This is a genomic window from Variovorax soli, assembly GCF_031454625.1.
Taxonomy (GTDB): Bacteria; Pseudomonadota; Gammaproteobacteria; order Burkholderiales; family Burkholderiaceae_C; genus Variovorax; species Variovorax soli_A.
Map to the genome: position 1 here is coordinate 91,934 of NZ_JAVDRF010000014.1, position 11,425 is coordinate 103,358.

The window sequence follows — 11,425 nt, forward strand, 5'->3', positions numbered from 1 at the left end:
CCATGAAATCACCATCTCCCTGCGCCACGCGCCTCTGCACCGTCGCCCTCGCGGTGCATCTGCTGGCCGCCGGCTGCATGCCGGCCGCCTTCGCGCAGGAAGCCGCCGCGCCGCCGCGCCGAGGCGAGCCGATCACGCTGAACTTCACGAATGCCGAGATCGAATCGGTGGCGCGCACCATGGCGGTGGTGACCGGACGCGACGTGGTGGTCGACCCGCGCGTCAAGGGGACGATCAACCTCCAGACAGATCGCCCGATTTCACCCAATGCCGCGTTCAACCAGTTCGCCGCGGCCTTGCGCCTGCAAGGCTTCGCGATCGTGCAGTCCGAGGGGCTCTACAAGGTGGTGCCCGAGGCCGACGCCAAGCTGCAGAGCAATGCGGTGACCACCTCCACGTCCGCCACTGCCAGCCTCTCCGGCAACCAGATCGTCACCCAGGTCTTCAGGCTCAACTACGAGTCGGCCAACAACCTGCTGCCGGTGCTGCGGCCGCTGATCGCGCCCAACAACACGATCAACGTGAATCCCGGCAACAACTCGCTCGTGATCACCGACTACGCCGAGAACATGCGCCGCCTGGCGCGCATCATCGCGGCGCTGGACGTGCCCAACGCGTCCGAGGTCGAGGTCATCCCGCTCAAGCACTCGGTGGCCACCGACCTGGTGCCGGTGATCACGCGCCTGGCCGAAGGCGGCTCCAGCACCACCCCGGGGCAGCCAGCCGCCGCGCCGGGCACCACCGATGCCTCCTTCCGCACCACCCTGCTGGCCGAGCCGCGCAGCAACTCGATCATCCTGCGCGCATCCAACCCGGCGCGCTCCCAGCTGATCCGCACCCTGATCGAGCGGCTCGACCGTCCGCCCATCGACACCGGCAACGGCGCCGCCGGCAACATCTACGTGGTCTACCTCAAGAACGCGGACGCCGTGCGGATGGCCACCACGCTGCGCGCCGCCCTCGCGAGCTCGCAGATCGGCAATCTGAGCGCGCAGGGCACGGCCGGCGCCAATCCCATCACCGCGGGGACGCAGCCGCAGCAACCGCAGCAGCAGCTCAGCCAGATGACCAGCACAGGCGGCGGACTGAGCGCCGCCACCACGCCGGTCAGCACCACCGCGCCGCCCTCCACCGGGGGTCAGATCCAGGCCGATCCGGCCACCAACTCGCTGATCATCAGCGCGCCCGAACCCCTCTACCGGCAGCTGCGCGCCGTGATCGACCGGCTCGACAGCCGCCGCGCGCAGGTGCTGATCGAGAGCCTGATCGTCGAGGTCAATGCCGACAAAGCCGCCGAGTTCGGCATCCAGTGGCAGACCGGCATCGGCAACACCGGCAACCGCAACGTCGGCGTGATCGGCACCAACTCCAGCCTGGGCGGCGCCAACATCATCGACCTGGCCGTGGGCCTGGCGACCGGCAACGCCGCGACCCGGCCCTCCAGCGGCTTCAACTTCGGCATCGGCCACCGTTATGGCGACAACGGCCAGTACGTGCTGGGCTTCCTGGCCCGTTTCCTGGCCAGCAACGGCGAGGGCAACGTGCTGTCCACGCCGAACCTGCTGACACTGGACAACGAAGAAGCGAAAATCGTGGTCGGCCAGAACGTGCCCTTCGTCACCGGCCAGTACACCAACACCGGCAGCAACACCAACACGGTCAACCCGTTTCAAACCATAGAGCGCAAGGACGTGGGCCTGACACTGCGCGTGCGCCCGCAGATCAGCGAAACCGGCACGGTCAAGATGCAGATCTTCCAGGAGGTCTCCAGCGTGGTCGCCTCCACGGTCAACAACGTCAACGGCCCGACCACGACCAAACGCTCGATCGAATCGAACGTGCTGGTCGACGATGGCAACATCATCGTGCTGGGCGGCCTGCTGTCCGACGAGTACTCGAACTCCCAGGAGAAGGTCCCCGGCCTGGGTGACGTGCCCGTGCTCGGCAACCTGTTCAAGAGCGAGGTGCGCAGCCGCCGCAAGACCAACCTGATGGTGTTCCTGCGGCCTTCGGTGGTGCGCGATCAGCTCTCCAGCGACGCCCTCACCGCAGACCGCTACGACGCATTGCGCGCGCTGCAGCAGACCACGCAGCAGCCATCGACCGACAATCCCATGCTCAACGCGGTGCGCGACTCGGCGATCCTGCCGCCGCTGCAGGACATCAAGCAGGGCGATCCGTCGCGCCGCATCGAGGGCACCCAGCTGATCCCGCCGCCCCTGCCGCCGCAGCACGTGCCGTTGCCGGGCGGTCCGCTCAGGGGCGCGCTGCCGCCCACCGCCGACCCCTCCACGTCGCGCGAACTGCCCTGAGGTCCGAGCCGTGCGCTACCCCCTGCCCTATGCCTTTGCACGAAGCCAGCAACTGCTGCTGGAAGAAGCGGACGACGGCGCGCTCACGCTCTGGATGCCGCAGACGCCGCCCAAGAGCGCACTCAGCGAAGTGGTGCGCAAGTACCCCGTCAAGGCCTTCGAGGCACTGACCCCCGTCGAACTGGCCCAACGTATCTCGGCCGCCTACGCGAAGGGCGAATCGAACGCCGCCGCCGTGGTCAGCGAAGTACAGAGCGACGCCGACCTGTCGCGCATGATGCAGGAGCTGCCGGCGGTCGAAGACCTGCTGGAAAGCGCCGGCGACGCGCCCATCATCCGCATGCTCAACGCGCTGCTCACGCAGGCGGCGCGCGACGGCGCGAGCGACATCCACATCGAGCCCTACGAGCGCACGTCGTCGGTGCGCTTTCGCATCGACGGGACGCTGCGCGAGGTGGTGCAGCCCAACCGGGCGCTGCATGCGGCGCTGATCTCGCGCCTGAAAATCATGGCCGACCTCGACATTGCCGAGAAGCGGCTGCCGCAGGACGGGCGCATCAGCCTGCGCATCGGCACCCGCGCGGTCGACGTGCGGGTCTCGACCCTGCCCTCGGCGCACGGCGAGCGCGCCGTGCTGCGCCTGCTGGACAAGTCCGAGAGCAAACTCACGCTGGAATCCGTGGGCATGCAGGGCGACACGCTGGCGCGTTTTCTGCACCTGATCAGCCAGCCGCACGGCATCATCCTGGTCACCGGTCCGACCGGCTCGGGCAAGACCACCACCCTCTATGCCGCGCTGGGGCGACTGGACAACGCCCGCAGCAACATCATGACGGTGGAAGACCCGATCGAGTACGAGCTGCCCGGCGTCGGCCAGACCCAGGTCAACGCCAAGATCGATCTCACCTTCGCCAAGGCCCTGCGCGCCATCCTGCGGCAGGACCCGGACGTGATCATGATCGGCGAGATCCGCGATTTCGAGACCGCGCAGATCGCGATCCAGGCCTCGCTCACCGGCCACCTAGTGCTGGCCACGCTGCACACCAACGACTCGGTCAGCGCGGTGACGCGGCTGACCGACATGGGGGTGGAGCCCTTCCTGCTGAGCTCGTCGCTGCTGGGCGTGCTGGCGCAGCGGCTGGTGCGGCGCCTCTGCCCCGTGTGCGCCGTGGCCACCGCGGCCGGTGACGAGGCCGAGCCCGTGGGCTGCGAAGCCTGCGGTCAGACCGGCTACCAGGGCCGCACCGGCATCTTCGAGCTGCTGGTGGCCGACGACACGGTGCGATCGCTGGTGCACAACCGCGCGCCCGAAAGCCAGATCTTCGTGGCGGCCGAGCGCGGCGGATTGCGATCGATGCGCGAGGATGGGGAGCGGCTGGTCAAGACCGGGGTGACCTCGCGGGCCGAGCTGCTGCGCGTCACGCGGGACTGATCGCTCTCGTCATGCCCTTGGTCACGCGGGCCGACTTGATGGCCTCGCGGATCTTGGAGCGAGCGCAGAGGCACGAAGCGGCATGACGACTCCTCGGTTTGATGTTGTGAAGGCCGCGTGACGAAAAGGCAGCGCCAAACGTCGACAATGCGGACTCGCGCATTTTGCCGCCAGTCCCCATGCCCGCCTACTCGTTCGAAGCCATAGACCAACAGGGCCAGCCCCGCAAGGGCGTGCTCGAAGCCGATACCGCGCGCAGCGCGCGCGGCTTGCTGCGGGCGCAGGCCCTGATCCCGCTGTCGGTGACGGTGGTCGGCAGCGCCGAAGGCGGCGCGACCCCCACGGGCGGCTGGCGCCGCCTGATGCCCGGCAAGCGCATCTTCAATTCCACGACGCTCGCCGTCTGGACCCGGCAGCTCGCGGGGCTGGTCTCCTCGGGCCTGCCGCTGGAACGCGCGCTCACCGCGCTGACCGATGAAGCCGAGACCGAGGAGCAGCGCAACCTGGTCGCCTCGCTCAGGGCGGAGGTCAACGCCGGCTCGCCCTTCGGGCGCGCACTGTCGCAGCATCCGCGCGAGTTCTCGCCGATCTACACCGCGGTGATCGGCGCCGGCGAGCAGAGCGGCAACCTGGGCCTGGTGCTGGAGCGCCTCGCCGACGACCTCGAGCAGCGCCAGGCGCTGCAGCAGAAGCTGGTCGGCGCGGCCCTCTATCCCGCGATCGTCACGCTGGTCGCGATCGTGATCGTGGTCTTCCTGGTCAGCTATGTCGTGCCGCAGGTGGCCAACGTGTTCGCCGGCACCAAGCGCGCGCTGCCGATCCTGACCGTGATCATGCTGAAGATGAGCGACTTCGTGCGCAACTACGGCTGGCTGATGCTGGGCGTGGTCGTGCTGGTGGTCATCGGTACACGGATGGCGCTGGCGCGGGCGGCCTTCCGCGAACGCTTCGATGCTGCCTGGCTCGACCTGCCGCTGGTGGGCCGCCTCTCGCGCGGCTACAACGCGGCGCGCTTCGCCAGCACGCTGGCGATGCTGGCCACCGCCGGCGTGCCCATCCTGCGTGCGCTTCAGGCCGCCTCCGAGACGCTGGGAAACCGCGCGATGCGCGCGGACGCGCTCGATGCGCTGGTGCTGGTGCGCGAGGGCGCGCCGCTGGCCTCGGCGCTCGCGCAGAAGAAGCGCTTCCCCGGCATCGTTTCGATGTTCGCGCGCCTGGGCGAGCAGACCGGCACACTGCCCCTGATGCTGCAGCGCGCCGCCGCCCAGCTGGGTGCCGAAGTGCAGCGCCGTGCCATGCACCTGGCCACCATCCTCGAGCCCCTGCTGATCGTCGCGATGGGTGCGGTGGTCATGCTGATCGTGCTGGCGGTGCTGATGCCGATCATCCAGCTCAACCAATTCGTGAAGTAGCCCCCGATGCCGGTTTCACTCGACGACAAATTGGTGGTCGCGATCTCGTCGCGCGCCCTGTTCAACCTCGAGGAAGAGAATCGCCTGTTCGACGCCGGCGAACCCGACGCCTACATGCGGCTGCAGCTCGAGCGGCTCGACGTGCCTGCGGCGCCCGGCATTGCCTATTCGATGATCCGCAAGCTGCTGCGCTTCAACGACGACGGCATCCAGCGCGTCGAGGTCGTGATCCTGTCGCGCAACGACCCTGTCTCCGGCATGCGCATCTTCAACTCCGGCGCGGCGGCGGAACTGCGCGTGCAGCGCGGCGTGTTCACGCAGGGACGGCCGCCCTATCGCTACCTCCGGCCGCTCAACGCCGACATCTTCCTGTCGGCCAACGCATCGGACGTGCGCGAGGCGCTCGCCGCCGGTTTTCCCGCCGCGCACGTGCGCGTCGATGGCGCCCTGGCCAGCGCCCTGCATCCGGACGAAGTGCGCATCGCCTTCGACGGCGATGCGGTCCTCTTCTCCGACGAGGCGGAGAAGGTGTTCCAGCTGGAAGGCCTGGACGCCTTCCAGGCGCACGAGACCCGCAAAGCCGCCGTGCCGCTCGGTGCCGGCCCGTTCAAGCCCTTCCTCGTGGCCCTGCACCGCCTGCAGCAGGCATCGAGCACCGGCATGCGGGTTCGAACCGCGCTGGTCACGGCGCGCGGCGCGCCCGCCCACCGCCGCGCGATCCAGACCCTGATGAACTGGAACATCCGCGTGGACGAGGCCATGTTCCTCGGCGGCCTGTCCAAGGGCGAGTTCCTGCGCGAGTTCGAGCCCGACTTCTTCTTCGACGACCAGACGGGCCATGTCGATGCGGCCGCCCGGCATGTGCCGGCGGGGCATGTGGCCAGCGGAATCAGCAACGGGCCCTGATCGCCTGCACGAGCGCTCGGCCGGCAACCTGCTTCAGTCACGCTTAAGACGCCGGCGGCTACGATCCGGCTTCCGCGATCGAACGCGCCACCATGGCACGAAGGCCTCTCATGTCGACTTCCGCAGCAGACTCCAAGCCATCCCTCCTCGACACCCTCAGGCGCATCCTCGCGCTGGCAGCCCCGTACTTTCGCTCGGAGGACAAGTGGAAGGCGCGCGGGATGCTGCTGGCGGTGGTCCTGCTCAATCTCGGCACGGTCTACGTGACGGTGCTGATCAACGACTGGAGCCGTGTCTTCTACGACGCGATCCAGAACAAGGACCAGGCCGTGTTCTGGGCGCAGCTCCTGCGTTTCACCTATATCGCGATGGCCGGCATCCTGGTCGCCGTCCTCAAGTTCTACATCACGCAGCTGCTGCAGGTGCGTTGGCGCGCATGGATGACGCGCAGCTACCTGGCCCGCTGGCTGGCCGACCGCACGTTCTACCGGCTCGAGCTGGCGCGCTACTCGCAACAGCCGGGCCTTGCGGCCAACCAGCCGGGGCAACCCGCCAACCCGGACAACCCGGACCAGCGCATCCAGGAAGACATGCAGCTGTTCACCGACTACACGGTCACGCTGTCGATGGGGATCCTGAACTCGGTGGTCACGCTGGTCACCTTCATCGGCATCCTCTGGACGCTCTCGGGGCCCCTGTCGTTCACGCTGATGGGCCATGCGGTGTCGATCCCGGGCTACATGGTGTGGGTCGCCGTGCTGTACTGCGCCGCGGGCACCGCCATCACGCACTTCATCGGGCGGCCGCTGATCGGCCTCAACTTCCGTCAGCAGCGCTTCGAGGCCGACTTCCGCCATCACCTGATCCGGGTGCGCGAGAACAGCGAGGCGATCGCACTGGACCGTGGCGAGTCCGTGGAGCACACGCAGCTCGACACCCGCTTCTCGTCCGTGCTGCGCAACTATCTTTCCCTGATCCGCCAGCAGAAGAACCTGGTGGCATTCACAGCCTCCTTCGCGCAGCTCTCGGTGGTGTTTCCCTTCTTTCTCGCAGCACCGCGCTATTTCAGCGGCGCGATCCAGTTCGGCGAGCTGATGCAGATCTCGCGCACCTTCAACACCGTGCAGGACGCGCTGTCCTGGTTCGTCGACAACTACGACCGGGTCGCGGTCTGGCGCGCGACGGCGGACCGCCTCACCAGCTTCGATGAAGCCATGGCAGCCCAGTCCGCAACCCGGTCGGAGCTCGACCGCGCCGAGGCTCCCGCGTTGCATACCCGCGATCTCGACATCGCCCTGCCCGACGGCACCACGCTGCTCGACAACACCGTACTCTCGGTCGAGCCGGGTGAAAGCGTGCTTCTCCAGGGGCCTTCGGGCAGCGGCAAGTCGACCCTCTTCCGCTCGTTCGCAGGCATCTGGCCGTTCGCGCGCGGACACGTGGCGTTGCCGCGCAATGCGATGTTCATACCGCAGCGACCGTACGTGCCGGACGGCAGCCTGCGCGACGCACTGGCCTATCCGGACCCCGCGTCCAGCTACTCCGACGCCCAGCTGGTGCAGGCGCTCGAGGAGGCCATGCTGCCCCAATTGGCCGGCCGGCTGGACGACTCCGACGCATGGAGCCAGAAGCTCTCGGGCGGCGAGCAGCAGCGCCTTGCCATCGCGCGCGTGTTGCTGAAGAAGCCGGCGTGGGTCTTCGCCGACGAAGCGACGAGCGCGCTCGACGCCCCGACGGAAGAGAAGCTCTATCGCAAGCTCGTCGATGGCGTGCGCACGGCCGGCGGCGCGATGGTGTCCATCGCCCACCGCGCCTCGGCCGCGGCCTTCCACGACAAGCGATGGACCCTGGTCCCGCAGCCCGAAGGCAACGGCGCCCGCTACCGCCTCGAAGCCGCGTAGCGTTCCCAGCCGCGCGCGCGCAGCTCGCAGGCCGGACAGTTGCCGCAGCCATAGCCCCAGGCGTGGCGTTGGTTGCGATCGCCGAGGTAGCAGGTGTGCGTGTCCTCGATGATCAGCGCGAGCAGCGCCTCGCCGCCGAGCCGATGCGCCATCGCCCAGGTCGCGGCCTTGTCGATCCACATCAGTGGCGTCTCGATCACGAAGCGCCGGTCCATGCCGAGCGAAAGCGCGAGCTGCATCGCCTTCATGGTGTCGTCGCGGCAGTCGGGATAGCCCGAGAAGTCGGTCTCGCACACGCCGGTGACGATCACCTCCAGCCCGCGCCGGTAGGCCAGCGCGCCGGCCAGCGTGAGGAACAGGAGGTTGCGGCCCGGCACGAAAGTGTTGGGCAAGCCGTTGGCCTGCATCTCGAAGGCGATGTCCTGCGTCAGCGAGGAACTGCTGACCTGGGCCAGCACATCGACCTTCAGCAGATGGTCTTCGCCCAGCCGCGGTGCCCAGTGCGGGAAGCGATCGCGCAGATGCGCGAGCACGGTGCCGCGGGCCTCCAGCTCGACGCGGTGGCGCTGGCCGTAGTCGAAGCCGAGGGTCTCGACGCGCTCGTACTTGGCCAACGCCTCGGCGAGGCAGGTGGTGGAGTCCTGGCCGCCGGAAAAGAGGACGAGGGCGGAGGTGTGCATGACGCCTGGGCCTACAGAAATCGTTCCAGCAGCCTGCGCGATGCCCGATCGAGCGCCTTCGCATCCGGAATCCGAAACTGCACGCCGTGGGCGCTCGCGATCAGCAGCGCACCATCTTCGAGGCGGCGGATGTCTTCCTCGGCCTTGAGCACGAACTGCGTGTCGCCGCGGTCGGTGCTCACGGTCCAGGTGCTGGGCACGCCGAAGCTCGACACCTTGTGCAGCTTCAGCAGCGTCGGCGCGAAGTCGCGCGCGGCCAGGTCTTCGGCGAGCAGTGCGCGGATCGGCTCGGGCAGGTCGGCCACGCGGTCGATCCAGACCAGCTCGCGGCCTTCGCTGCCGACCAGCGACAGGCTCTCGCCGGGTGCGCTGAGCGGGAAGGCACGCACAGGCACCACGCCGACGTGACGGACCCCTTCGGCCTCGATCAGGACGAGGTGGCCGAAGCCATCGCGTTCCAGCTTGAAACTGCCGCTCATCACGCCTCTCCCGCCGGATGCGCCGCGTGTCCGCCGAACGCCAGGGCGGCGCCGGCCCGCTCGTCGACGGAGCCGGGGCTCTCGTCGTCGGCCTGGCGCAGCTGCGCCTGGTAGAGCCGCCAGTAGGCACCCTGCTTTTCCATCAGCACATCGTGCGGCCCGACCTCGACGATCTCGCCGCGGTCCATCACCACCAGCCGGTCGGCCTTGCGCAGCGTCGAGAGCCGGTGCGCGATGGCGATCGTGGTGCGGCCCTGCACCAGGTTGTCCAGCGCCTTCTGGATCTCCTTCTCGGTCTCGGTGTCCACCGCCGAGGTGGCCTCGTCCAGGATCAGGATGCGCGGGTCGATCAGCAGCGCGCGCGCGATGCTGATGCGCTGGCGCTCGCCGCCCGACAGCCCCTGGCCGCGTTCGCCCACCAGCGAGTCGTAGCCGTGCGGCAGCCGCAGGATGAAGTCGTGCGCGTGGGCTGCCCGCGCGGCGGCGACGATCTCTTCGCGCGTCGCTTCAGGTTTGCCGTAGGCGATGTTCTGGGCGATGGTGCCGAAGAACAGGAAGGGCTCCTGCAGAACCAGGCCCACGTGGCGCCGGTAGTCGGCCACGGCGAAGCGACGGATGTCGGTGCCGTCGACCAGGATGGCGCCGTCGGTCACGTCGTAGAAGCGGCAGATCAGGTTGACCAGCGTGCTCTTGCCGGAGCCGCTGTGGCCGACCAGGCCGATCATCTCGCCCGGCTCGATCACCAGGTCGAGGTCGCGGATCACGGCGCGGCTGCCGTAGCGGAATCCCACGTCGCGCATCTGGATGCGGCCCTGCACGCGCTCGATCTTCACCGGGTCGGCCGGCTCGGGCACGTTGCTCACGTGATCGAGGATGTCGAAGATGCGCTTGGCCCCGGCGGCCGCCTTCTGCGTGACCGAGACGATGCGGCTCATCGAATCGAGCCGCGTGTAGAAGCGCCCGATGTAGGCGATGAAGGCGGTCAGCACACCCACCGTGATGTTGTGGCGCGCCACCTGCCAGATGCCGAAGGCCCAGACCACCAGCAGCCCGATCTCGGTCAGCAGCGACACGCTGGGCGTGAACAGCGACCAGGTCTTGTTGAGCTTGTCGTTGACCTGGAGGTTGTACAGGTTGGCGGCGCGGAACCGGTCGGCCTCGCGTCTTTCCTGCGCGAAGGCCTTGACCACGCGGATGCCGGGGATGGTGTCGGCCAGCACGTTGGTCACCTCGCTCCAGACGCGGTCGATCTTCTCGAAGCCGGTGCGCAGCCGGTCGCGCACCACGTGGATCATCCACGCGATGAAGGGCAGCGGCACGAGCGTGACCACCGCCAGCAGGGGGTTGATGGAGACCAGGATGACCGCGGTCATCGCGATCATCAGAACGTCGGTCAGGAAATCGAGCGCGTGCAACGACAGGAAGACGTTGATGCGGTCCGTCTCCGAGCCGATGCGCGCCATCAGGTCGCCGGTGCGCTTGCCGCCGAAGTAGTCGAGCGGCAAGGTCAGCAGGTGCTCGTAGGTGGTGGTGCGCAGGTCAGCGCCGATGCGCTCCGAGACCAGGGCCAGCAGGTAGGTGCGGGCCCAGCCCAGTGCCCAGCCCGCAAGTGCGGCGAGCAGCAGGAGGCCCAGGAACAACGCGACCTTCTCGACCGCGATCTGCTGCCCGTTCTGGAACGGGATCAGGATGTCGTCCATCAGCGGGATGGTCAGGTAGGGCGGCACGAGGGTGGCCGCGGTCGAGGCCAGCGTCAGCAGGAAGCCGGCGATCAGCTGCTTGCGATAGGGCCCGGCGAAGCGGCCCAGGCGCAGGAGCACCCAGGTGGAGGGCGGGGTCTGAAGCTCCGGCTCGGCCAGCGGGGTTTCGTCGGCATCGGCTTCTGTCGCCTGCGCGACACCCGCGGCCTGCTGGGCGAAGAGCTTCTGCAACCGCAGGGCCGCCGCCTGGTGGGCCAGGGTATAGCGCCAGCGTGCCAGCCGGGCGCGGCCGTCCAGCAGGTCCAGCGTGCCGATCCCGGCATGGTCGGCCAGCTGCAGCGCCAGTCCCGGGTGGGCCAGCGGCCATTCGGCCCAAACCCCCTCGGCATCGCGCCCCAGCAGGCGCCGATCGGTCAGCGCGAGCAGTCCGGTGCTAAACCGAAGTTCTCCATCAAGGTCAACCGTGACCGTCGCCAGGACGTTCTCGGCAGCTCCGAGCCGGCTTTTCAGGGCAACCGAAGCCTCCTCTTCTTCGCCCCCCGGGGCCTCGACTGGATCGTGATGTTGCATTGTGTTTCTGTCTGTCTGGCCCGCCGCGGGCCG

8 protein-coding genes are annotated in these 11,425 nt (G+C 68.4%); 5 read left to right on the forward strand and 3 right to left on the reverse strand.

The window, feature by feature from the left end; all coding sequences use genetic code 11:
• Positions 1-2 precede the first annotated feature (2 nt).
• The 5 genes from gspD (at position 3) to J2739_RS24715 (ending at position 7,963) form a co-directional block, all read left to right on the forward strand.
• Positions 3-2,312: a type II secretion system secretin GspD gene (gspD, locus tag J2739_RS24695; RefSeq protein WP_309906623.1), complete on the forward strand. Its 2,310-nt coding sequence runs from the start codon at positions 3-5 to the stop codon at positions 2,310-2,312.
• A gap of 10 nt (positions 2,313-2,322) precedes the next feature.
• A complete protein-coding gene (gspE, locus tag J2739_RS24700) occupies positions 2,323-3,744 on the forward strand; it encodes a type II secretion system ATPase GspE (protein ID WP_309906624.1) in 1,422 nt (473 codons plus the stop codon).
• 179 nt (positions 3,745-3,923) lie between these two features.
• Positions 3,924-5,156 carry a type II secretion system inner membrane protein GspF gene (gene gspF, locus J2739_RS24705; protein ID WP_309906626.1) on the forward strand — a complete coding sequence of 411 codons (1,233 nt, stop codon included), beginning with the start codon at positions 3,924-3,926 and terminating at the stop codon, positions 5,154-5,156.
• Between the two features lie 6 nt (positions 5,157-5,162).
• Positions 5,163-6,062 carry a 5'-nucleotidase gene (locus J2739_RS24710; protein ID WP_309906628.1) on the forward strand — a complete coding sequence of 300 codons (900 nt, stop codon included), beginning with the start codon at positions 5,163-5,165 and terminating at the stop codon, positions 6,060-6,062.
• 110 nt (positions 6,063-6,172) lie between these two features.
• A complete protein-coding gene (locus J2739_RS24715) occupies positions 6,173-7,963 on the forward strand; it encodes an ABC transporter ATP-binding protein/permease (RefSeq protein ID WP_309906629.1) in 1,791 nt (596 codons plus the stop codon).
• Here the strand turns inward: J2739_RS24715 and queC are convergent.
• Genes queC through J2739_RS24730 form a run of 3 tightly spaced genes read right to left on the reverse strand, consistent with a single transcriptional unit; the run spans position 7,942 to position 11,392 of the window.
• Entirely contained in the window at positions 7,942-8,643 is a 702-nt protein-coding gene (gene queC / locus J2739_RS24720) for a 7-cyano-7-deazaguanine synthase QueC (protein WP_309906632.1), read from the reverse strand. The genes J2739_RS24715 and queC overlap by 22 nt on opposite strands.
• Before the next feature lie 11 nt (positions 8,644-8,654).
• On the reverse strand, positions 8,655-9,122 hold the full coding sequence (locus J2739_RS24725; RefSeq protein WP_309906633.1) for a cyanophycin metabolism-associated DUF1854 family protein: 468 nt from the start codon (positions 9,120-9,122) through the stop codon (positions 8,655-8,657).
• A complete protein-coding gene (locus J2739_RS24730) occupies positions 9,122-11,392 on the reverse strand; it encodes a cyanophycin metabolism-associated ABC transporter (RefSeq protein ID WP_309906635.1) in 2,271 nt (756 codons plus the stop codon). The genes J2739_RS24725 and J2739_RS24730 overlap by 1 nt, the downstream gene beginning before the upstream one ends.
• Positions 11,393-11,425 lie beyond the last annotated feature (33 nt).

Excerpts from the sequence above, each read along its gene's own strand:
- gspD (WP_309906623.1), top strand. The coding sequence starts at position 3 with ATGAAATCACCATCTCCCTGCGCCACGCGCCTCTGCACCGTCGCCCTC.
- gspF (WP_309906626.1), top strand. The coding sequence starts at position 3,924 with ATGCCCGCCTACTCGTTCGAAGCCATAGACCAACAGGGCCAGCCCCGC.
- J2739_RS24710 (WP_309906628.1), top strand. The coding sequence starts at position 5,163 with ATGCCGGTTTCACTCGACGACAAATTGGTGGTCGCGATCTCGTCGCGC.
- J2739_RS24715 (WP_309906629.1), top strand. The coding sequence starts at position 6,173 with ATGTCGACTTCCGCAGCAGACTCCAAGCCATCCCTCCTCGACACCCTC.
- queC (WP_309906632.1), bottom strand. The coding sequence starts at position 8,643 with ATGCACACCTCCGCCCTCGTCCTCTTTTCCGGCGGCCAGGACTCCACC.
- J2739_RS24725 (WP_309906633.1), bottom strand. The coding sequence starts at position 9,122 with ATGAGCGGCAGTTTCAAGCTGGAACGCGATGGCTTCGGCCACCTCGTC.
- J2739_RS24730 (WP_309906635.1), bottom strand. The coding sequence starts at position 11,392 with ATGCAACATCACGATCCAGTCGAGGCCCCGGGGGGCGAAGAAGAGGAG.